Here is a 20,629-nt window from a genome sequence, read left to right as displayed (position 1 = left end):
GTTATGCAATGCAGAAACACGGAGGTTTTGGGTCAGGTAATAAATCCCAATTTTCATTGTCAAAAGATGAAGTAACTTCATTATTACAGTCTAAGCAAGTTGTTCAATCTCCAGTAACTATTTCTCCAACCAGTGATCAATACATGAGAGTTATTGATACAGGTAAGACGATCGGACATTACCCTGTCAATAGTGGTGGTAATCCTACTTCTTATTTGACTGTTATAACGGATAAATCGGGAAATTTAATAAATACGTTTCCAGGTAAACCAGTATTTTAAGGAGGTGTTCTTTTGTTTACAATTATCCTACAGGATGAATTAAACAACGAAGTAGTAAGAATTTCTCTATCTGGGAACGAGTTGTATTTGCCTCAGGAAGATGAGAGATCTTTTCCTATGCTGTCAGAACTATCCACAGCGAGTTACGACATATTTGGAAGTCAAGACATGGGCGAATTACTGTTAGAGCTCAATACACTAAGATCGTTGCTGACATCATCAAATGACATTAAACATTTAGGCGAAATCATTAATTTGGCGAAAAGGTGCAAGGAATCACCGGGTTTTAAGGTGTGCTTTACTCCATTTGCCCTTAAATAGTTGTTACAAAGATAGCAAAAAGTACTGAGCTATCCTCATTATATATCTCTGAAGGCGTTTTAAAAGGCACTAGCAACTACTGATGTTGTTGCTAGTGCTCCTACCCCAGTTACTCATACCTCTCCTATTCAAGGTAATGTAATGACTATAACAGGTCAGCTTCCACCATGTAATTCATGTAAAGGGTATATGAATAGAATAGAGCAGCTTCTGAAACAGGAGCAACAATAATCTATCAATGGCGAATGAATGGTGCAACGCATCGCTGGACTGCAGGTTCTAAATAGCTGGGAGATTATAATGACTTATTGTTTGAATGCTATGCATACCTTTGTTGAGGATGATGGTTATACAGTAATAATTGGGTTTTCTAATGATCAATTTGAACCCACAAAGTATGTAATTATTCAACAAGCTAAAGAGTATGATGATCAAGATAAAAATTTGGGAATGGATAATTTACATATCCAAGTTGAAGATCAATCTCGATCTATCTATGGTGGGATACTTGAAATAGCTTTTGAAAATAACCACTTGACTTTAAGTCTTGACCATAATGCTCAAAAACAACTTAAAGTTGATGGTAATATTAAAATAAAACTACCAGAAAAGTGTAAAAAAAATAGCGATATTCTGTTAGAAATTATTAAGGTCGCTAGAAAAAATAGTATACCTACAAAAAATATTTAATTAATAATTTAAATATTTTATAGATTTTTAATTATATTAGGTAGCTGGAGTAATAATAGTCCACTTTTGTGGGCTTTTTTATTTATCGGAATAAGTTTTAAAAGGCATAAGTAGTATATCAGTGGCTACTGATGTATGTGCCAGTGCCCTTAGTGCTCCTCTCCCACCCCAGAATATCAAACCCCCTCGAAAAAACTTCCGATAACCTGTGTTATCGGCTATTTTTGGGCTTCAGTAGTAGTATACTATCAAAAACGGTAATACGTATTACTAAGTTAGAAAAGTCTAATTAAATGAAAAATGACGCCTATTCCACGGTAGCCCAGAAATAACAAGGGATTAAGCAATAAAGCGACAGGCGCTGATGACGTGTGTTAAACGCTAGGTGGTGTATGTCTGAGTGACACACAATAACTGTATTATGTTCCGCGTGGAACAGTTTGTGGAACATACCGTACAGCAAATTTAGGCTGATAAGGATATTTAAGAATGGCAAAGCGGGTTGATGACCACCCCTTGATGGTAAAGAGTAAAAGAATGGTTAGCCTTTTTGAAAAAATGACGGATGGGGAAAAGGCGTCTTTGGCGGAATGGGAAAAAAAAGAAGTAACAGGTGACGGAAAGGCATGCTCATCTGATTGGCCAGGATGGCAAGCCGTGGAGGATAGGCTTTCTCGCTGAGTCACTAAGCGCGTCGTAAACCCTCGCCCAATGCGGGCGAGGAACTGTTACTTTGTTGGTGTAATTACTTTGAGTCCAGGCACTTTTTCAAAGTCTTCAAGGTTACTGGTTAGTACCGCAAAATCATGAGTAATCGCGGTGGCTGCAATTTGTAGATCGTGGACATTTTTAGCAGACTTGCTTCGAGGTTTCAGAAAATAGCTATACAGCTCTGCATATGTCCGCGCAACAGACTCTGAAAAATCAATAGATGGGATGTGTTGAATGACGCTTTCAACAAATGCGGAGCGCCGTATTTTGATATCAGATGTCTTGGCCATATGAACACCCATAAGTAACTCTGAAACCGTGACAGCCGCAATAAAAGCATCTCCATGTGAGGAGAGGTCAGTCAAAACGCTTTGATCCAACCTTCCATTTTCAGCATCAATAAAGACATTGGTATCAACGATCAGTCCCATGGGTTCTCCGGTAATGATGCGTTGTCCCGAATCATCTTAAGATCATCAGACATCTGTTGGGCATCATCACCCAGTTTAGGCAGGCTAGCCAAAAAGTCATTTAAGCCTTCTGCTGGAAAACCTGCTTTTGGTGGTGGGCTTAGCTCTGCAATGGTTTGGGAGCCTTTTGTAATATATAAGCTCTTACCTGTGTAGCGGACTCGATCTATCACTGAGGCCATGTTTCGAGCTAGCTCTGTTGCCGTTACTGACTCGTGTTTGCGTTCCATGGTAGATACTCTGATTAAATGGTAACGCATAGATAATACATAAAATACGTAATTTGCGCAAATTACGTATTTTTAAAGGGCTATCATTAACACGAAGGTTTTTGTACTGGAGTGCAAGAGCATACGCCCACAAACTCTCTTGTAACTGTACCATCAGGCTGCCTTACTGTTCTTCTCGGACACGATGAATAGCATGCTTCTGAGTTCGCATACCGAGCCTGCTTGGCTGCACAGCTATTATCAGAGTTATTTGTGTTTCGTTGACTGCTTCTAGCTTCTCGCCTAGCTCTTCGTTCGCTTTTTCGCATGGTTATGTAATCATCATTAAGATGATATGGCTCATACGCTTCAGATACATTGATTTGTAGGTCTTCCACCGTTTTAACTTCTGTATCAGGGCTGGACTCTTCAGGCTTTTTGTCGCCAAAATGAACCTTGCCATTTTCATCCGTCCACTTGTAAATTTCTGATGAGGCAGGTGCTACTACAAAAACAGTAAGTGCTATAACAGCAAGTATTGTTTTTAGCATGACTTTCAATATCCTTTTACTTAGAAATTTTTATTTCAAATTCCAGTTTGCTGGGTACTTTCCAATAGACCTAACACATTTCTTTGAGCGTCACGATTGTGCGCCCTATAAGTGGCTAGCAGTCTCACCTCATCCTGAGTAACGGCCAAGTTGGGTGGTGGAACTTTTAAAGCTCTACAAATAACTTCCAGGTCTCCAAGCGTTAGTTTTTCTTGCAGCTCAAAATGCCTGTATAGCGTTGTACTGGGGATTCTAGAAATTCGAGACAACTCTTTTAGAGTTATTTTCTGGTCCTTCAGAATCTCATCAATGCATTCAAATATCTGTTTTGTTACTTCCATTAGCACATCTTAAACAATTCGCAGTTGCTTAAAAACTACTCAGTTTTACTCCTATGACAAAATGTGATCAGGTGCTCAAATTTTGATCGGCAGTCCCATATATGGGACTGTGAATGACAATTTATGACTGAAATCGACGAAACTAGAAGAATATAGATGTTTATTCAACATAATGAGTCCCATATTTGGGACCGACAAATAAGTACATTTTTATAATAGAAATCAATAAGTTATTGTTATAAAATCATAGTTTAAAACTCTCGTTCTAACCGTGATTACCGATTAGGGTGTACATATGGAGCAACTAGGAAGCTTTGAACACCACGCGGCAAACAAGCCATTGAATTTTCTGGAAAAAGCAGTAGAACGACTTGCTGCCCGTGGTGAAGATGTAACAAACGAGCGACGTGAGCTTGAAGCTATTCAAAACAGGTTAGCGATATTAACCAAAAAAGAAAAAGATTTTCACCTTATTCAAGATTTCATGCTTGGAATCTTTAAAAAATAATTAAATATTGTGGGTGGCTAAGGCCACCATTTTACACTGCATATTTAGTAGATATTTTCTCCATACACTTCATCAAAATCTGTAATAACAGTGCGTGCGCAATAAAGCCTATACAAATATCCCGCTAGACCTGTAGCGTAGGTAGACTTGCAAACAGGGCCAGAAATTTGACCATTTATTTGATCATTAATATATCCAATATGGTAGTGTTTATCAGACTGTTCGCCATGGTTGTAGCATGTAATTTCAAGTGATTTAAAATCATATTTAGGGTGATTAAACTTAACAAACATCGCTGAGTTAGAATCTTCCCAATCTAACTCTATGTATTCATGTTCTTCTGCATCCAACTCCCAGAAAGCGCGAACTTCCTCCAATAAATCACTTGCCTTTATAGACTCAGGTACTGGACTTAAGGACTTAGCTAGTAGCGCTTCGAGATGCTTTTTGCTTTCAGTTTCAAGCGCTTGACCATATAGCTCAATTACAACATCTGATACAAACTTGTTGTATTCAGGAAGAGTGACATGCGCAAGAGCATTGCTTAATGATACATCAACTTTGCGTTTTATAGCTTTTCCAAATTCGCTGTATGATTCCATTGCGTTTTTTACACACTCTTCAATGCAGCTATTCAGTCGTGTTGCAATCATTTCCTCGATAGTGCCTGTTGTAATCATTGAATTGATTTGGTCGTTTACAATTTGTTGTAGTTCTTTCATGATCTGTCCTTGGAAAATATTATATGATTTTACTTATATTTATGTTTTATATCGCGTTTAACCGTATGCACTAAGCCGCAATTCCAAGCCTTATAGCAGCTTCTTTAACGATTAAAATATCTTCGCCGTAGCCCCATATGTCTGTTAAATAATCATTTATAACAGGCTCGAAATAACCAGCGTTTAATTGTGTCCCTTTAATAATATGGTTTTTAAAGGACTCTACCAGCCGCCTCAGAGTTCCACCATTACTAAAATGCCTCCATTCTCCGTGGTAGTGCGTATAAACGGGTTTCTTAGTCCACGAATCAATAAACCAGATTCTGCCGCGTTCATCGATTTCCATGTACGAAATAAACGGTTTATTATCAGAGGTTTCAGAAAAAAAGCGTCTACCACAAGTTGCGATTACCTTAATTAGCTCATTGACGGCTTCAAGCCGTTCTTGTTTGGTAGTTGTTGTTTTCATTTTTTATTTGCCCATTTAATGTTAATTGCATGGTCAGGTATCTTTTCGACTGGAATAGCAAAAAACTTCGGTAATACTTCGAGGGTGTCTGCAAGCTTTTGAATTTCTTCAGTAGAAGGCAGATTTCTCCCTGCTTCAAAACTAGCTAAGCGGTTCCTGCTTATGCCTATTTCTGTACCCAGATGCTCCAAGTCCCAACCCATAACAGCTCTGGCGCACTCTAGTGCTGAGCCTTTGAACTTGATAGGGTCTATCATTTCAGTCTCTTGCAGCTTGCCTCAAATTGGTTTTTAAGCGGCTCAACTGGTATTCAAGTTTCTTGACTTCAACTTGCAAAGCATCTCTTTTAAGCATTAATTGCTTGCATTCGTCGTAGTATCGTTGGCCGTAAGTAGCTTTGTTGTATGCGAATTCAAAGGGATCAATAAGTTCTTTACAATCATCACATTCCAGTTGTCGTTTATCCGCATAAATATTTAAATGCTTGTGGGAACAGTAAAGTGTTTTTTTAGGTATTTTTATGTTTAAAAATGGTCGTTCTTTATGCTCATTAATATAAGTTACTTTTTTCATGATTAGGCAGCCTTATAATGCTTTTTAGCCACTAGTTTTTCGCGCATAATCCGAACACTCTCTGGAGCATCAAAGCAAAGCTTGATCTGACGTGTACGGGGTTTTCTAAGGTCATGTTGTGCTATGGGAGGCTTCTGTACATGAATAGTCGCGCCAGCAATTTTAAATCGTTGGTAATACTTAACTTTGTGTATTTTTGTTCTTTCACCTGTAATCTCTAGAACCTTAAAAAATTTTTGTAAGTTATGACCTTTGAAGGATTCAAGGTAAATAATTGTCGTATTGCGACCAATCATAATTTTGTCATTGAGTTTCATGTTAAGCGTTAGCATGGTGACTCCCTTTTTTTTTAGACAAAAAGATCCCATGATGCTGATGCATCGTTTTTCTTTATATGTGGATAAGGGTGTAACTAGTTGATTTTACGCAACTTTACTAATAAGCCAGGCGTTGGCATGCAGAAAGGTCGCAAATTCATAACTATCTACAAAATCATGAGATTGTGAGTAGCTAACATCAGCATAAAATGAGAGAAAATTTAAAATTAATTCCTCGTATAATTCGCCCTCATGAATTTCAAATGTCATTAAATGGCTTGCTTTATCAAATAAAACTACAGCTTCACCCGCATTAAAAACGGCTCCTGAAGCGTATGACTTAAGCATTTTCAATCTGGTAGTGATAAAGCAGTCTGTCTCTCCATAGGGTTTTTTCTCACCTTTTTCTTCAAATGGCGAGTAAGCCCTAATAACAGTATTCCCTTCACTATCATCAAAAAACATCCGAGCGGGAGATTCTTCAAGCTTACGGCGCAAAGCATTAGTGATGCTGGAAACGGGTTTATTTAAGAAATAAGCAGCGATTTTTTTCATGGTTTGGTCCCTCAAAATCAAGAAATTATTAATGCGATAGGTAACTGCTCTATACGTCTAGCGGTTGATACACGCCGTAAGCGGCGAATTGGCTCTCTCGTTGGAGGCTCGTTGTCTTTCACTCCAATTCGAATGTCTAAAGGTCCAACGAAAGCGAGTGTGAAGGCTAAAACAAGCAAGAATACGGGTTCGATGACCTTATACCTTATTAACTCAGCAACAAGTTGTGTACGGCTCTTGAAGTCATATTTATGTAAGGCTGATTTAATTGTTTTGCTGACAGTGTCGGGAGATACACCCATAGCTCTGGCCATTTGTTTATCGGAGAGTCCTAACAACGACCAGAGTGCATATTCAGTGGTGCGAGGGGATATATAAGGGTTTTTCAGGTGAGCTTTCCAGCGCCCAGCTGGATCAGTGATAACGTCCATTTATCGTCCTCCTTAACTATAGGAGAACAATAGAATTTATAATCCTAAATGTCAATAATTATAAAAATGTCATTTGTGATACCTTTTTACTGCATGGGTTGTATTTTTTATGATCTCGTAAAACTCTTGGCTAACTCCATGCTCTTTAACATAGGTGTACAGATCCAAGATTACATGCAGAGCATCTTCCTGTCTTTCTTTAGATTGTCTAACAATATCTCTTTCTAACACTTCGTTCTTACTGATACTGGACCTTTTAAGCAAGTCTTCTGGTGTCGTATTGGTTTCCCCTGACAGCCACGGAAATGGAACACCTGTGACTTCTGCGATTCTTCGCAACTGCTTGGGTTTTGGAGCTGAAATCCTATCAGGAGATTCCCAGTTAGCTATAGAAGAGCGTGTTACACCACAAGCTTCACCTAGATCTGCTTGTGTAAGTTTTCGGTTTTTACGAGCCAGTCTGATCCTTTCCCAGTCTGGAATAGTGTTTTTGTCGTTTTCAAGTTGTTGAACGTCAACATCTTTATCTAACAGGTCTGTAAATTCCCTGATAGGTACGCCTGTGGCATTCGATATCATCATCAACATGTAAAGAGGCGGGGTTGTCCTCTTGCTGGAGTCCTTATGAAGCCACATAGATACAGCTGAAGGAGAAATGTTACACAACTCAGCTAATTGTTTTTGGCTTAACTCGGCCTCCTCAATAGCGCTTTGGATTTTTTCCCATAGTTCCATTTAACGTGCCCACAAGAACTTTAATATTTGACAAATATAATTACTGAATACAAAATAATTCTAAATGTGAATCTGTTCATGCTTAATAAATGACCGCTTTATTAAAAGCATGAACAATGCAACGCGCTATTACAGCATATTTTTCTGACAGATAAGAAACTTGAAGATGAACGGGGGTGGGGAAATGTAATCATGTAGCCAGTTTATCCCTGAAAATCAAAAACAATAATCCCCAAAAATGGGGGGTGATATGGATTCCCAGACGAGGATGTCGCCATGAAAAACACATCATAAGCCGTCCGTCCAACCTAAACATTTATTAAATAAACAAAATTAAGTACCTGCGTAATTTCGGATTTTTCGCAGATAGGGTCTTTTTTTGCCAATTAAAAGTTAGAGGGAAGTAACGGTGTCGGTTAAAGTTTCTGATTGGGTTTTCGAACTACCTTTAACGCCTACCACTAAGCTAGTGCTCTTAGTGCTTGCATATCAGGCTGATGATGAGGGGGTTTGCTGGCCATCGATGAGCACGATTGCAAGAAGAGCCAGTTGTAGTATTAGGACAGTTCGACGTCATATACGACTGTTAGAAGAAATGCAGTTGTTGACGTCTAAATCTCGTGGGCGTAGTAACGGTTCACGCTCATCAAATGAGTATCAATTAGTAGTTGGTAAAACCCTGGTCGGTTCAGAAAATTCACCTGATTTTGAGCTAGAGCCTGAAGCTGAACAAAATAGCGCCTGTTCATCTGAAAACCCTGATAGTAATACCCCTGTCAATCTGACCGAGGCCAAATCAAGCCCCGGTCATAACCTTGTCCGGGGGACCCGGTCACAGGTGTCCGGACCAGAACAGTCATTAGAATATATATCTAATACTAAAACTACGCGCACGTGCGAAAACCAAACTCAATCGGGTCAACCTGAAAATCAACAACGGGTTAATCAAAACTCGGAACGAGATCCGCGAGAACACCCAATTTTCCAACGTGGGAAACAACACGATCAAAACCCTAGCCCGAAGCGGTCTGCTGGTGAGCCAATCACTGACGGCTGGCAACCGGACTGGCAAACCCTTGAAGCCAAACTGCATCGGGCTGGAATCCCCAGACAGTTTGCTGAGGACCAGCTCGATGAGTTTGTCATGTACTGGCTGGGTGAAGGTAAACAACACCCGTCGTGGGATGCCAAATTTCTTACCCACTTGAAACGCCAATACCGTTATCACCAAACCCAGCAGCACCGGGCGGAGCAGCTCGAAAACGCGCTCAACGAAAAGACCGCTGCCCAAATAAAAATAATTAATCAAGAAACACACGCCATGGAGGTGAATAATGCAATCAAGTCAACAGCTTATTCAGAAAACGCTGTGTACCTCAACAGAATCCAGGACACAAGCTGGTGCGAACAACAATAAAAAAAACCAGGCAAGAACCATTTCAGAGTTACCAACCCGTGAGCAGGGTATTTTGGTTAACGAAATATTCGCAATGTTTGAAGCGATCTACCCACTGCAATTCAAAAAAGCTTGGCCACTGGATATCCCAACACAAGCAAACCGAGGAATAAATCTTGATATCAAGCTTGAGACAGCTAAGCGCGCCTGGGTTAACAACGAGCGTTTTCGAGAACTTACGGCGGAACAGGTAAGACGCGGTATACAACGTACTAAGTCTGAAAGTCGTTTTTTACCATCCCTAGCGGATTTTATTCATTACTGCACTGAGGCGGATAGAGACAAACACAACTTACCGACGGCAGATACAGCATGGCGTGAAGTAACCCAGCACTGTCACGAGCAAATGACTCACCAATGGAGCCATGAGGCCGTCTATACCGCAGCCAAGGCAACAGACTTCTTCCGTATTCGTAGCGCTCAGGGTGATGAAGTAAAAGCGCTGAAAAAGACCTTTGAGAGCCTTTACAAGCAACTGTGTAACCGCATTGCACACGGTGAGCAAATTCCCGACGTCAGACCCTCGTTAGAAGACGCAAGAAGTAAATCACCTGTTGAGCTTAACGAGCAGTACCACGAATCCAAGCTGCAGGAGCAAATCAAAGCCCAAGGTTTACATCAACTGAAGTCTGCTACATCCGCATTAGCGGCAATCAGATCCCGCTTAGCGTAAGGGAGTTAATCAAGCATGAGCATGAGACCAAAGAAATACATCAATCATTTAACCCCTGCATATGTGGCTAAACGAAAAGATCACGAAGGGATAGAGCAAAGGCATTTGTTTTCTTGGATGTTTGCTTGTTACAGAGAGCTTTATGACTGCGCTTTTCATGTACCGAATGGAGGCCATCGTCATGTTGCTGTGGCTAAGAAACTGAAAAGTGAAGGCGTTAAAGCGGGGGTGCCAGATATTCTGATTTTACAGCCTCGTGGAGGGTATCACGGTCTTGCCATCGAGTTTAAAGCAACCCCTCCGAAAGATGCACCAGTGAGTGAATCACAACTTGAGTGGTTAAACCGATTAGCAGAGAACGGGTATTTATCTGTCGTATGTCGTGGCACTAAAGCTGCTAAAGAAACGATTAGCAATTACGCCCAGTTGCCCGTAGATCAACCATGTCAGACATCGACTCAGTAGAAGAATACAAACGCGACTGCCATGCACGCTGGATGCTCGACAACATGCCAGCAGAAGAGATACGCGATTGGCTTAAAAAGCAACCTGCAGAATTTCGAGAAGATATGCGCCAACGTCTCAATACGGAGCGCGAAAAGCGGAGTAATCGCGGTGATATCAATCCTAATCACCCGGTAAAAACACACCAGCAAAGAACCCTCGAAAATGACGATTATGTTGGAGTTAATCAATGACTAGATCAGATAAATGTACTCATAAACATAAATTTGTGGTGTGGCAAGTTGAGTTCGATTCTTGTGGATGCTGCAGAGCTTATACTCGTTCTAAATGTGATGAATGTGGAATAAACAAAGTACGTGCTATAAATATTCGCTTTGGCCAAGGCCTGAACTCAGAATCGTTATCTCGCAATTTTGGATTATTAGAAAAATCCGAAGGGGTGAATAAAAAGAAAATATATAAATCACGGCAGTTGGTGCTTGAGCTTCAAAATTAAAATCACGGAGGAAAAAATAACATGCTTATTCATGAGTCCAAAGTAACCAAAATAACACTCTCACAAATTGAAAACATAGATACTATCAATGTATTTCTCGAAGACTTTAAGTTGGGGCAAGGCCGGATCACTATTGAGTGCTTTGGCGAGGTTTGGAGTAAGTACTGGCCTGCAATGGGTGATCGCACTATTTCTGAGTTTTTTATAGAAGTAAAAACAGACTACATACTCAACAAACTTTCAGTAGAACCCAGAAAAATCATAGCTTCTGAAGATATCTTAATTGAAGATGCACGATCTTTAATTATAAAAAATAAAAAAGACGGATTATTAGGCAAAGACCAAGCCCGTAAATTATTCAATGATGTAGAAGACATATGCAGTGAAGATGTTTATGTCCACTATGAGCTTTTGGAAGAAATATATGGGATGGATTGGTATGACTCTCTTCCTAGAGAACCTAACCCCAAGTATGAGTACCTGTATAGCATCATTGAAGCAGTCAAAGAAGGGCTTTCACAGTTAAACCAGTCTAAAGCTGCTTAGAGGTTCTGCCGTGATAATTGACTTTCTTAAGCATAAAAAACGCAAAAATAAACCAGTTAATACCCCAAATAAAAACGAACCCAGCACTGATAATGATATTACAAAGAATGGTTCTGCTTTTACAAACCCTGCCTATCGAAATGCATTAAAAGAGCTACGAGAAGAAGCAAAAAAGCTTGATTGGTAAGAGTTCTAGGTAAACGACAATACATAAAAAAAACATCTGCAGGAGGCAATAAAAATGAGCATACAGCAAACTAAAAAAGTCGCATGGCACGTAACTGATTATGAGTGTACCGAAAACCAAGCGGTGATTGTGTTTGATGAAACTGAGCAAGGAGCGAAGCAGCTAGCAAAAGAAAAACTAGGTGAGTATGAGGATGATGAGCTTGAAGTGACAAGGATGGAAAAGTATGACCTTTTTGCTGGTCAGGGTTACGTAGAGCCAATAATACTACTATTTGATGGTTGGTGGTTTGAGTGTAGTGGTGAAGTATGCGGTAAAGAAATCAGTCTTAAGACTAAGACGCCTCAAGACCTCCAGAGAGTTATAACCGAAGGTAGCAATATTTGGTGCTGTGAGCGCTGCAAGCAAGACTTACCATTGGTTAAGCGCCTAGACAACGATAGCTCTAAACCGTGTATTAATTTCGGCTCTATGAGCGATTTACAGTTTTTTATCAAACTCCTTGATTGTAGCGAAAGCCTATACAACGAGTACACCCAGTTAAAAGCTGCAAATGAAGGTATACCACGCTATTCAGAACCTAATCTTGAAGCAGCTCTTAAACATGCCAAGGTTCGTATAAAGAAAATGAAGACTAAAGACGCGCTAGTAGATGAGCAATGGAAGTTGATAAAGATACTTTTTGATAAGTATGAGGCAGATGTGGGGGTGAGCTTTAAATGAAAAAGGTCTTGCTCTCAATCAGGCCCGAGTATGCCAATAAGATCTTTTCTGGCGAAAAGCTTTATGAATTCCGTAAGACCATATTTGTTGATCTTAGGGTAAAGGTGGCGGTTGTATACGCCACTAGACCTATTAGTAAAGTAATTGGCCAGTTTGATATAGAGAATGTAATACAGGGTACACCACAACAGATATGGTCTGTTACTAAGAGAAGTGCAGGTGTTTCAAAAGAGTTCTTCGATAAGTACTTTGATGGTAAGTCATGCGCGTACGCTATAAAAGTGAATAACCCGACAACATACGACAGACCGCAAACCCTACAAGAAGTCATCAACCGTAGTACTCCACCACAGTCTTTCTGTTACATACGTTAATCAAGCCAAGTAAGCCGAACAACAATAATGAATACACACCAGTTGGGGGTGAGCATGGACATAGAGAAAGCTATTCACGACGCATACGGTATTAACCTAAGCTCCAGTGCTGATATTGAAGTGACACGCACTAAACAGTTATCTGTAGAGCAACGACTCTTAAAGCTTAATAGGCAGTGGAAGAAAGGAGACAGTAAACGCTTAGCAATACTTCATTCCTATAAACCTGTATGCACACGGGCAGACAATCGAACTAAAACGTCAGTAAACAATATTATTGCCAGCCAAGTTGTTGCAGGAAAGGTTATAGCGGCAGTAGAAGCGCTACCAGATGTACAGAAGGCATGGGTTAAATGGTGTTATGCTCCAACGCTCAATGACAATGTTATGCATACCGTTGCCCTCAAGCAGAGAATCAAGTTAGCCAAAAAAGAAGCTGCTAGCATTAATCGTAATGCAGAGAAGTCAGAAAGAGCAGGACTTAAGGATAAGCATCTTGATCGCCGTGCTGCAGAGCGCGCATTCATGAAAGCACGGCAACTGACAAGCAAGGCAAAGTCAAAACGTGCTGAGGTGGATTTATTAATAAGCAAGTATGAAAGTAAAGTCGCTAACCTGGGGGTGCCTGAAATACTAATAGCTTATTTTAAGGGGCAGCTTCTGAAGAGAGTTGATGAGCACAAAGGGAAGCACAAGAAGGCTGCAAAGGTCGTTAATAATGCTCTGAAGTTGGTTCCTTACTGGGCCGTTAACTACAAAGCACTAAAAAACACCGGACGAGAGGCATTTGCAAAAAAAGATATTTGCGTAATGAATGGCCTCACTCCAAATCATTATGCTCAAACTTATAGCTATTATCAGGGGGTGATAGAAGACTGTTGTGAGGATATTGAGCAAATCGCATTACCGCATATAACTGATAAAATCAGAATAAGAAGGAATTCATGAGTTAATCTCCCCGCCCTTAAGTGACGGGGGTAAGCAGTGCTACTTGTTGGACCAGATAATATTATCGTTTTCAGGGTAGTAAAAACTTCCACCGTATGATCTTTCACTTTTACTACCCGTAACGGATTCTTCTGCTGGCGAGTAAGCCCTAGAGGATATAACTAATGACTTATGTGATGAGTTAGGGTTAATTTGGTTAGCCAATAAAATCTCTATAGCGGTTTTAACGATACTTCTTGTGTCGTATTGAACCTTTTCAAGGGGATGCGGTTGTTTGCTTTTGTAATGTAATCGAAACCTTAAAGCATTTTGATCTTGTTGGTAAATTTCTATGCTATTTAAATCATTTATAAGTACAGAGCCTTGTATTTGATTAACCAAGTTTGACGGATAGCTCCAATTTACTGCGTTCTCAGGACTATCAGTATGATATTCTTCAACTTTTGTAACTTGAAGCTCTTTAGGTGTCTCTTTTTCTGATGTAATAATAATTCCAGCAAGCATACAAAAAGCTAGTATTGAAATAATTCCTGCTCTATGGGCAGTAGATAACTGTTTACTAGTTATTTTAAATACAAGTATTTTTATTGGTGGGAGAAGAAAGCACCCTATAAAAATAAAAAAGATAGCAAGCCACTGCCCTTCAATTGTTGCTAATAATCCAGTAAAGATTAATAAAATACCAAATATCCAACCTAGGATTGAAGCTAACTTTTCCATGTTACTTTCCTGTTGTCATTTCAATGTCTGCGACGCAGATTAGACATTAGTGCAAATACCTCATCAATAGTACAACCTGAATAAGTGGTCACTAATAAGCTCGATAACTGAGAAAAAGAACTTGATATTTTGTGTGTGAAAGTTATACTTTTTTCCAAAGTGCGAAACCCTGCCCAATCGGCGGGGTTTTGTGTTTTTGGACTCTTCGTTTGGCTTTTCCTCGGGTCAAACCTCATCAAGAAAGCTCGCTTTACGCGGGCTTTTTTTGTGCCTGGAGAAAGTGAACTCACTATGAATATTACTAAATTGGTCGTCCATTGTTCGGACACACCGAATGATAGGGACGTAACTGCTGAAGATATCCATCAGTGGCACATACAGCGCAAGTGGTCAGGAATCGGCTATCACAAAGTTATACGACGCAATGGGGTCATTGAACAGGGGCGTCCTGATTACTGGGAAGGTGCTCATGTAAAAGCCTATAACTCGACAAGCTTAGGCGTGTGCTTAATTGGTCGTGATCAGTTTACGGACGCGCAGATGCAAAGCTTAGAGCGGGTATTACAAGACTGGAAAGCGAAATATCCGAATGCTGAAGTCTGTGGTCATAGCGATTTAGATACACACAAGACATGTCCTAATTTTGATGTGAAATCCTGGTGGTCTGTTATCGTCGATATTAGCCAATTCAATCGAACTAATCAGCTATGAGCTTTAACAAACTAATCCCTGATATTGCTGGTTCAATCATGAGTGGCCTTGATGACTTATTTACCAGTGATGAAGAACGACTAAAAGCCCACAACAAAACCCTTGAAACACTCAATCAACCGCATATCCTCCAAGCCTTAACCACACTAGAAGAAGCTAAACATCCATCAATCTTTGTATCAGGTTGGCGTCCTGGTCTGGGTTGGCTTTGTGTAGGTTTATTGACGTATGCCTGGGTCTTGCGAGACCTGATTATTATTGGTTTATCCCTAGCTAATCGTACTGATGTTGTGGAGATGCTACCCGCGATTGATACCAGCGAGCTTATTACGCTTGTGCTTACCCTGCTTGGTCTTGGCGGTATTCGGACCATGGAAAAGATTAAAGGTGTTGCCCGCCAAAGATAGACAATGGTTAGTCCAATGATTGCTGAGAAAATTATTTCTAACGCACCTTATGCTGCCAGTGCAGTGACCGTTATTGCAGGATTTACCGTAAAAGACTGGGGCGTAATCATCGGTGTCATACTAACCATGATAACTGTAGTCGTGAATTGGGTTTATAAGCACCGACAGGATCAGCGTGAATCTGCTTTGTTTTACCAAAAGGTAAGTAAGCACTTTAAGCATAAAGATAATTAATTATTGCGCAGCGCAACTATGGTGGGCTTTTTTTATAGATTGTGTGGTACTAAAAAAATAAGATGCTGATTTAAAAGAGTCTGAACGCACTTTTAAAGGAATTAAGTTAATCAATCCGTTCCGTGAATTAATTATAGGATTGCCTCAAAAATAAATAGCGACAGTTTATTTTCCTTAAATGACGTAATATATTACATAAGTCTGACGTATAACATTCCGTTAAAAAAATATCTATAATTATTAACTAGATATATTGATTTTCTATTATATTAATTCAGCTCAAATATTGAGAACTAGTTAAAATTAATCAGGGTTTTATACGTCAATGCGATAATGTTTGAGTTACGTTCATTAGTAGTTAAGTACACAAGGAAAATCGCAATATATGAAAAAAGACATTTTTATATGTCACGCAAGTGAAGATAAAGTCTCTGTTGCTAGGCCTCTGGCTAGCTGCCTGGCTCAGAGAGGCCTTACTTACTGGGTTGACGAAGCAGAAATATCAGCTGGAGAAAGCATTACTGAAAGAGTTAATGAAGGACTTAAAGTCTCAGATTTTGTTGTAGTTATTTTAAGTCGTGCTTTCATGGCTAAACCTTGGCCAAAAAGAGAGCTTTGGGCCGTACTTAATTTAGAAGCCAAATCTGGAAAAGTAATTATTATCCCTATTTTGGTTGGAACTCAGACTGAAGTTGATGGAATAGTTGAAAAGCTCCCACTTCTAAATGACAAGCTATTTTTGCCTTGGAACGGTGATGCCAATCGAGTTGCCGACAATATCCAAACAACAGTTCTAAAGTCACAAGGTCTCTCACATGAGCCGCAAGTCGAAATGCATACCTGCGGACATTGTGCAACTCCGTTTCAGCATGGTGTGCATGTGTGCCTTGGTTGCCAAGGCACAATCCAGTATGGCATTACTGCGCAAGAAAGGATTCAAGTCAAACAAACCACTGCAGTGGTGATAACTATTCTGTCGCTGTTCATTATGTTCATCCTTCCCTTTTACTCTGAATTATGGCTTGGCTTTAAACTACCCTCTATGCTGGGTATAGGTATTTGGTCTTTTCCTATTGTAATAATCATATTATTGGGTGGAGCTTTCTACGCTGAAGCCCGTATGGTAGCCAGTAAGGCACATTTGATCAGAACATTCAGAAAAACTTAATCGGGTAAGATCTGGTATCTACCCTGCTCTCTCCACACCGCCCTGCATGCGGGGCCGCACAGGGCGGTTCATTCAACTTAGTCATGTATCACCAAGTTGTCACAAAAAGGGTCAGAGACCCTGGGATTCCAGCGCACCACGGGGGGCAGAATCTCGCGGAAAACGACTCGTTTTTGGATTTTACATGCGTCGTCAGCAGGTGAGGCATTTAAGCCAGTAAAATCAGATAGTTAACCTTTTTCAGCTGCCGAAATTAACCACCTACATCTTCGACAGCTAGCAACAAAAAAGCATTTATTTAGCAAAAGCCGTCAAAAGGCTACGAATAGAGTTATAGTGAGTAAATTGAGATCGACTCGCTTCTGTCTTATCAGTTACATGTGCGCCAACATCAGAAGAGTCAATAACCAAAAAAGCAAACTTACGAAAAGTATTTGATGAAGCTAAAGCTAACTGATCCCGCAGATATAATGCATTACCTGAAGTTATTCCCTCAAGAAACCACAAACCAATACCATTGTAAAAAGGATAAACACCGCTCACTTCTTTAGAGAGCCCATCAACCAACCTCTGACACTCTTTTTTTATCGATGTGATAGAAGGGAAGTCATTTTTATTCATGGGCTCAATGTCATTGAGATAAACCAAAATAAAGTAACCAGCCATTATAAACCATCCTTAGTTTTTTGTTTTACACGCAACAATACAGAATAGCAGAGCACCTTTGACGTACCGAAAAAGACAAACAAAACAGCAAAGCACGCACAGTCTGTGCCCTTATGGGTCCCTCCTGACACTTTTATTGCAACACGCTGGCCCAACCTCGCGATAAACGTAAAAATTTCGGCGCTTATGGTCCTCACCACCACATGCTTTTTATTCAGTAAAATCAGTTAGTTAAGGGTGCGACACCTGGGGATTGATGATGGCTTCTCCTTTGATTGAAAAGTGGAACATTAGCCAAATGGCACAGCTCTTTACTATGGATCGTAAGACCGTAGCTAAGCGGCTAAAAGAAGCGGATGTAAAACCGGCTGAAAAACTGAAAGGCTATGATGTGTATGCGTCTGATCAGATCGGACCTGCCTTATTTGGTCGTACTGAATTATCTAGCTTACATGACCCTAAAATGATGACACCCAAGGACCGTAAAGACTGGTTTCAGGCAGAAAACGAGCGACTTGATTTTGAGCTGCGTGAAAGTCAATTATGTGAGGCAGAAGACGTGCGGCGTACACTGAACACCGTTGTTCAGGTCCTGATTCAAGCCTGTGAAACCCTGCCAGATCATTTGGAACGCAAATGCGCATTACCGCCTAAAGCCTTAACGGCCGTTGAAAATGTTGTGAATGATGTACGGCAATCGTTGTATCACCAACTAAAACATGCACTGCGAAACGAATAACATTGCTGATGATGTCGCTGAAATCATCAAACCACCCAGCAGGTTATCCGTTAGTGAGGCGGTTAAACAAACACTAAGAGTTCCCAAAAATAACGGCAATGGCAGCGATCCGTGGTCTCCGGAAATCACCCCTTATATCATTGAGCCACTGGACTGCTTAAACAGTCGAGAGTACACCGCTGTCTTTTTTGTCGGGCCTGCTCGTACAGGTAAAACGCTGGCGTTTGGTGAAGGCTGGTTAAGCTACGTTATTGCTCATAATCCAGGTGATATGCTGATTGTGCAAATTGCCAAGGAGAAAGCACAGGAGTATTCCAAAAAGCGGGTAGATCGAGCAATTAATTGTAGTCCTGAGTTAGCAAAACGTTTGTCACCTCGATCCCATGATAATAATGTTCACGATAAAATATTTCGGGCGGGTAATTATTTAAAAATCGGTTGGCCCACTAAAAACATCTTATCCAGCTCAGACTATAAATATGTTTTTCTCACGGATTATGATCGCTTAAAAGTCGATATTGATACCGAAGGCGATCCATTTACCCTAGCCAAAAAGCGCACCACCACCTTTATGTCGAGTGGGATGACCGTGGTTGAGTCCTCTCCAGGTAAACCCATAATTGATTTACGTTGGGAGGCGAGTACCCCTCATGAAGCGCCACCTTGCCAAGGTATTTTAGGGTTATATAACCAGGGGGATCGACGACGTTTATATTGGCCCTGTCCACACTGCCAAGAATGGTTTCAACCCATCTTTGAACGACTGCATTGGGACAAGCACACTGATCCGGTTAAGGCATCAGAAAGCGTTTATATGCGCTGTCCTCATTGTCAGCAGCGTATTGAACCGAGCCAAAAAGATGAACTTAACAACCAGTGTCGCTGGTTGGGTGAAGGCCAGCAGTTAACGGCAGCAGGTGAGATCATTGGGGAAAAACGACAATCACGGTATGCCAGTTTTTGGATGGAAGGTCCAGCCGCAGGATATCAAACCTGGCAAGAACTGCTGTATACCTACTTGTTAGCGGAGCAGCATTATGAACAAACAGGGAGTCAGGAAAAGTTTAAATCGGTATTTAATATCGATTTAGGCCGCCCTTACTTCCCCATTCTTAACGAGCATCAACGTACCGCTAAAGGGTTAAAGGCTCGGGCAGAACCACTCACCAAACGTACCATTCCTCATGGTGTCCGTTTCTTAACCGCCGCCATCGATGTTCAGGCGGGTAGCCGTCGCCGGTTTGTGGTGCAGGTAGAAGGTTGGGGAGAAGGGTTAGAACGTTGGTTGATTGATCGCTTAGCGTTACGGTATTCCCCGTATCGCACCGATGAAGATGATGAGCGTTTACCCATTCACCCAGGTGCTTACGCGGAAGATTGGGATGTGTTGCTGGATAAAGTGCTGAATAAAGCCTATCCGTTGGCCGACGGCTCTGGTCGGGTGATGGGAATACGCATGGTGGCGTGTGATTCCGGTGGTGAAGATGGGGTGACCGATAATGCCTATGCCTTTTACCGCAAAGTCAAAAAACAAGGTTTACAGCACCGCTTTATGCTGATTAAAGGCGACCGCCATACCCAGCAAAAAATGCGAGAGACCTTTCCAGATAATACCCATAACTCGCAGCGTAAAGCCAAAATCTATGGTGATATTCCGTTACAGCTATTGAATACCAATTTATTCAAAGACGCGTTAAATAATACGCTGGATCGGGATATCCCCGGCCCTAAATACTTTCACTTTCCCGATTGGTTGCCCTTAAGCTTTTATGAAGAACTCACGGCTGAAACCCGTAACGCTGAGGGCAAATGGGAACCTTTAGGTGGACCTAATGAAGCCTGGGATTTATCCGTGTATAACAGCGCCTGTGTCCACAAACTGCAGGCCGAAACCATTAACTGGGTGTACCCTCCCGCTTGGGCACAGCCATGGAACGAAAACACGCTGGTTTTCGATCCTGATATTACGAGCCTTAACGAAGTCTCAAAGCCAAAACCGTTAGATTTATCTGCATTAGGGAGAGCGCTCGGATGAATACCGAACAACGTTTATTGGACGCACGCCAAGCCTTGCATAAATTAAGGACGGGGGAACTCAGGGCCTCCATTCGCGATGCCGATGGAGCCATGGTGACCTACCATAAACCTGAGGATTTAGAGCGTTATATTCAGCAGCTAGAAGCGGAAATAAATCAGTCCAAACAGCGTCGCGCCTTTCACTTTATTATTTAA

At 40.9% G+C, this 20,629-nt stretch carries 36 protein-coding genes; 22 read left to right on the top strand and 14 right to left on the bottom strand.

The features are described 5' to 3' along the window. The first annotated feature begins 8 nt into the window (after positions 1-8). From ACQ96U_RS25225 to ACQ96U_RS25210, 4 genes are all read left to right on the top strand, one after another. Positions 9-281 carry a hypothetical protein gene (locus tag ACQ96U_RS25225; protein ID WP_431724047.1) on the top strand — a complete coding sequence of 91 codons (273 nt, stop codon included), beginning with the start codon at positions 9-11 and terminating at the stop codon, positions 279-281. A 447-nt stretch (positions 282-728) separates the two neighbouring features. Next, complete coding sequence (locus ACQ96U_RS25220) at positions 729-833, top strand: hypothetical protein (RefSeq protein WP_431724050.1); 105 nt, start codon at positions 729-731, stop codon at positions 831-833. A gap of 18 nt (positions 834-851) precedes the next feature. Beyond that, positions 852-1,292 (top strand): Imm10 family immunity protein, encoded by a 441-nt coding sequence (locus tag ACQ96U_RS25215; RefSeq protein ID WP_431724046.1) that lies wholly within the window; start codon positions 852-854, stop codon positions 1,290-1,292. Positions 1,293-1,781: 489 nt separating this feature from the next. Then, positions 1,782-1,973, top strand: a complete 192-nt coding sequence (locus ACQ96U_RS25210; protein WP_431724045.1) for a hypothetical protein — start codon at positions 1,782-1,784, stop codon at positions 1,971-1,973. A gap of 47 nt (positions 1,974-2,020) precedes the next feature. On the opposite strand, the gene ACQ96U_RS25205 is transcribed toward ACQ96U_RS25210, so the two are convergent. The 4 genes from ACQ96U_RS25205 to ACQ96U_RS25190 form a co-directional block, all read right to left on the bottom strand. Beyond that, entirely contained in the window at positions 2,021-2,434 is a 414-nt protein-coding gene (locus tag ACQ96U_RS25205; RefSeq protein ID WP_431724044.1) for a type II toxin-antitoxin system VapC family toxin, read from the bottom strand. After that, a complete protein-coding gene (locus ACQ96U_RS25200; RefSeq protein ID WP_431724043.1) occupies positions 2,425-2,703 on the bottom strand; it encodes a hypothetical protein in 279 nt (92 codons plus the stop codon). The genes ACQ96U_RS25205 and ACQ96U_RS25200 overlap by 10 nt, the downstream gene beginning before the upstream one ends. A gap of 86 nt (positions 2,704-2,789) precedes the next feature. Then, positions 2,790-3,233 carry a DUF4124 domain-containing protein gene (locus ACQ96U_RS25195; protein WP_431724042.1) on the bottom strand — a complete coding sequence of 148 codons (444 nt, stop codon included), beginning with the start codon at positions 3,231-3,233 and terminating at the stop codon, positions 2,790-2,792. A 35-nt stretch (positions 3,234-3,268) separates the two neighbouring features. Then, positions 3,269-3,574, bottom strand: coding sequence for a helix-turn-helix domain-containing protein (locus tag ACQ96U_RS25190; protein ID WP_431724041.1), 306 nt, complete (start codon positions 3,572-3,574; stop codon positions 3,269-3,271). A gap of 295 nt (positions 3,575-3,869) precedes the next feature. Here ACQ96U_RS25190 and ACQ96U_RS25185 point away from each other — a divergent pair, with 295 nt between their 5' ends. Then, positions 3,870-4,082 carry a hypothetical protein gene (locus tag ACQ96U_RS25185; protein WP_431724040.1) on the top strand — a complete coding sequence of 71 codons (213 nt, stop codon included), beginning with the start codon at positions 3,870-3,872 and terminating at the stop codon, positions 4,080-4,082. 44 nt (positions 4,083-4,126) lie between these two features. On the opposite strand, the gene ACQ96U_RS25180 is transcribed toward ACQ96U_RS25185, so the two are convergent. The 8 genes from ACQ96U_RS25180 to ACQ96U_RS25145 form a co-directional block, all read right to left on the bottom strand. Continuing rightward, positions 4,127-4,804 (bottom strand): hypothetical protein, encoded by a 678-nt coding sequence (locus ACQ96U_RS25180; protein ID WP_431724039.1) that lies wholly within the window; start codon positions 4,802-4,804, stop codon positions 4,127-4,129. Between the two features lie 70 nt (positions 4,805-4,874). Then, positions 4,875-5,273 (bottom strand): hypothetical protein, encoded by a 399-nt coding sequence (locus ACQ96U_RS25175; protein WP_431724038.1) that lies wholly within the window; start codon positions 5,271-5,273, stop codon positions 4,875-4,877. Beyond that, the gene (locus ACQ96U_RS25170) at positions 5,270-5,530 is read right to left on the bottom strand and encodes a helix-turn-helix domain-containing protein (protein ID WP_431724037.1); all 261 of its coding nucleotides are present in this window, start codon (positions 5,528-5,530) and stop codon (positions 5,270-5,272) included. Before ACQ96U_RS25170 ends, ACQ96U_RS25175 begins: the two co-directional genes overlap by 4 nt. Position 5,531: 1 nt before the next feature. Continuing rightward, positions 5,532-5,846, bottom strand: a complete 315-nt coding sequence (locus ACQ96U_RS25165; protein ID WP_431724036.1) for a hypothetical protein — start codon at positions 5,844-5,846, stop codon at positions 5,532-5,534. Between the two features lie 2 nt (positions 5,847-5,848). Further along, complete coding sequence (locus ACQ96U_RS25160) at positions 5,849-6,178, bottom strand: hypothetical protein (RefSeq protein WP_431724035.1); 330 nt, start codon at positions 6,176-6,178, stop codon at positions 5,849-5,851. Between the two features lie 90 nt (positions 6,179-6,268). Further along, the gene (locus ACQ96U_RS25155; protein ID WP_431724034.1) at positions 6,269-6,718 is read right to left on the bottom strand and encodes a hypothetical protein; all 450 of its coding nucleotides are present in this window, start codon (positions 6,716-6,718) and stop codon (positions 6,269-6,271) included. 17 nt (positions 6,719-6,735) lie between these two features. Beyond that, positions 6,736-7,149 (bottom strand): helix-turn-helix transcriptional regulator, encoded by a 414-nt coding sequence (locus tag ACQ96U_RS25150; protein WP_431724033.1) that lies wholly within the window; start codon positions 7,147-7,149, stop codon positions 6,736-6,738. 69 nt (positions 7,150-7,218) lie between these two features. Then, complete coding sequence (locus tag ACQ96U_RS25145) at positions 7,219-7,884, bottom strand: helix-turn-helix domain-containing protein (RefSeq protein WP_431724032.1); 666 nt, start codon at positions 7,882-7,884, stop codon at positions 7,219-7,221. 409 nt (positions 7,885-8,293) lie between these two features. Here ACQ96U_RS25145 and ACQ96U_RS25140 point away from each other — a divergent pair, with 409 nt between their 5' ends. Genes ACQ96U_RS25140 through ACQ96U_RS25095 form a run of 10 tightly spaced genes read left to right on the top strand, consistent with a single transcriptional unit; the run spans position 8,294 to position 13,752 of the window. Next, a complete protein-coding gene (locus tag ACQ96U_RS25140) occupies positions 8,294-9,301 on the top strand; it encodes a DnaT-like ssDNA-binding domain-containing protein (protein ID WP_431724031.1) in 1,008 nt (335 codons plus the stop codon). Continuing rightward, positions 9,219-10,013 (top strand): replication protein P, encoded by a 795-nt coding sequence (locus ACQ96U_RS25135; RefSeq protein ID WP_431724030.1) that lies wholly within the window; start codon positions 9,219-9,221, stop codon positions 10,011-10,013. Before ACQ96U_RS25140 ends, ACQ96U_RS25135 begins: the two co-directional genes overlap by 83 nt. A gap of 15 nt (positions 10,014-10,028) precedes the next feature. Further along, a complete protein-coding gene (locus ACQ96U_RS25130; RefSeq protein ID WP_431724029.1) occupies positions 10,029-10,478 on the top strand; it encodes a VRR-NUC domain-containing protein in 450 nt (149 codons plus the stop codon). Positions 10,479-10,522: 44 nt separating this feature from the next. Further along, positions 10,523-10,711, top strand: a complete 189-nt coding sequence (locus tag ACQ96U_RS25125) for a hypothetical protein (RefSeq protein ID WP_431724028.1) — start codon at positions 10,523-10,525, stop codon at positions 10,709-10,711. After that, complete coding sequence (locus ACQ96U_RS25120) at positions 10,708-10,974, top strand: hypothetical protein (protein WP_431724027.1); 267 nt, start codon at positions 10,708-10,710, stop codon at positions 10,972-10,974. The genes ACQ96U_RS25125 and ACQ96U_RS25120 overlap by 4 nt, the downstream gene beginning before the upstream one ends. A gap of 21 nt (positions 10,975-10,995) precedes the next feature. Next, positions 10,996-11,520 carry a hypothetical protein gene (locus ACQ96U_RS25115; protein ID WP_431724026.1) on the top strand — a complete coding sequence of 175 codons (525 nt, stop codon included), beginning with the start codon at positions 10,996-10,998 and terminating at the stop codon, positions 11,518-11,520. 10 nt (positions 11,521-11,530) lie between these two features. Further along, a complete protein-coding gene (locus tag ACQ96U_RS25110; RefSeq protein ID WP_431724025.1) occupies positions 11,531-11,707 on the top strand; it encodes a hypothetical protein in 177 nt (58 codons plus the stop codon). 54 nt (positions 11,708-11,761) lie between these two features. Then, positions 11,762-12,430, top strand: a complete 669-nt coding sequence (locus tag ACQ96U_RS25105) for a hypothetical protein (RefSeq protein WP_431724024.1) — start codon at positions 11,762-11,764, stop codon at positions 12,428-12,430. After that, the gene (locus tag ACQ96U_RS25100) at positions 12,427-12,804 is read left to right on the top strand and encodes a hypothetical protein (protein ID WP_431724023.1); all 378 of its coding nucleotides are present in this window, start codon (positions 12,427-12,429) and stop codon (positions 12,802-12,804) included. The genes ACQ96U_RS25105 and ACQ96U_RS25100 overlap by 4 nt, the downstream gene beginning before the upstream one ends. Positions 12,805-12,858: 54 nt before the next feature. Further along, positions 12,859-13,752: a hypothetical protein gene (locus ACQ96U_RS25095; RefSeq protein ID WP_431724022.1), complete on the top strand. Its 894-nt coding sequence runs from the start codon at positions 12,859-12,861 to the stop codon at positions 13,750-13,752. 39 nt (positions 13,753-13,791) lie between these two features. On the opposite strand, the gene ACQ96U_RS25090 is transcribed toward ACQ96U_RS25095, so the two are convergent. Next, positions 13,792-14,472, bottom strand: coding sequence for a DUF456 domain-containing protein (locus ACQ96U_RS25090; protein ID WP_431724021.1), 681 nt, complete (start codon positions 14,470-14,472; stop codon positions 13,792-13,794). 291 nt (positions 14,473-14,763) lie between these two features. Here ACQ96U_RS25090 and ACQ96U_RS25085 point away from each other — a divergent pair, with 291 nt between their 5' ends. The 4 genes from ACQ96U_RS25085 to ACQ96U_RS25070 all read left to right on the top strand — a co-directional run bounded on the left by ACQ96U_RS25085 (position 14,764) and on the right by ACQ96U_RS25070 (position 16,992). Then, on the top strand, positions 14,764-15,183 hold the full coding sequence (locus tag ACQ96U_RS25085) for an N-acetylmuramoyl-L-alanine amidase (protein ID WP_431724020.1): 420 nt from the start codon (positions 14,764-14,766) through the stop codon (positions 15,181-15,183). Then, entirely contained in the window at positions 15,180-15,590 is a 411-nt protein-coding gene (locus tag ACQ96U_RS25080; RefSeq protein ID WP_431724019.1) for a 3TM-type holin, read from the top strand. Before ACQ96U_RS25085 ends, ACQ96U_RS25080 begins: the two co-directional genes overlap by 4 nt. A gap of 3 nt (positions 15,591-15,593) precedes the next feature. Further along, on the top strand, positions 15,594-15,824 hold the full coding sequence (locus ACQ96U_RS25075) for an HP1 family phage holin (RefSeq protein WP_431724018.1): 231 nt from the start codon (positions 15,594-15,596) through the stop codon (positions 15,822-15,824). Positions 15,825-16,209: 385 nt separating this feature from the next. Then, on the top strand, positions 16,210-16,992 hold the full coding sequence (locus tag ACQ96U_RS25070) for a toll/interleukin-1 receptor domain-containing protein (RefSeq protein ID WP_431724017.1): 783 nt from the start codon (positions 16,210-16,212) through the stop codon (positions 16,990-16,992). 294 nt (positions 16,993-17,286) lie between these two features. Here ACQ96U_RS25070 and ACQ96U_RS25065 read toward each other — a convergent pair whose 3' ends face one another. Further along, positions 17,287-17,658, bottom strand: a complete 372-nt coding sequence (locus tag ACQ96U_RS25065; RefSeq protein WP_431724016.1) for a hypothetical protein — start codon at positions 17,656-17,658, stop codon at positions 17,287-17,289. Between the two features lie 256 nt (positions 17,659-17,914). Between ACQ96U_RS25065 and ACQ96U_RS25060 the strand changes: the two genes are divergently transcribed. From ACQ96U_RS25060 to gpW, 3 genes are read left to right on the top strand one after another with little or no spacing between them, the layout of a single operon-like run. Beyond that, positions 17,915-18,397 (top strand): DUF1441 family protein, encoded by a 483-nt coding sequence (locus ACQ96U_RS25060; protein WP_431724015.1) that lies wholly within the window; start codon positions 17,915-17,917, stop codon positions 18,395-18,397. After that, the gene (locus ACQ96U_RS25055) at positions 18,378-20,432 is read left to right on the top strand and encodes a phage terminase large subunit family protein (protein ID WP_431724014.1); all 2,055 of its coding nucleotides are present in this window, start codon (positions 18,378-18,380) and stop codon (positions 20,430-20,432) included. The genes ACQ96U_RS25060 and ACQ96U_RS25055 overlap by 20 nt, the downstream gene beginning before the upstream one ends. Continuing rightward, positions 20,429-20,629 carry a gpW family head-tail joining protein gene (gene gpW / locus ACQ96U_RS25050; protein ID WP_431724013.1) on the top strand — a complete coding sequence of 67 codons (201 nt, stop codon included), beginning with the start codon at positions 20,429-20,431 and terminating at the stop codon, positions 20,627-20,629. The genes ACQ96U_RS25055 and gpW overlap by 4 nt, the downstream gene beginning before the upstream one ends.

It is taken from the genome of Zooshikella sp. RANM57, assembly GCF_050749885.1.
Lineage (GTDB): Bacteria > Pseudomonadota > Gammaproteobacteria > Pseudomonadales > Zooshikellaceae > Zooshikella.
The sequence above is the reverse complement of the archived record's forward strand: the minus strand, read 5'-3'. Positions and strand labels throughout refer to the sequence as shown.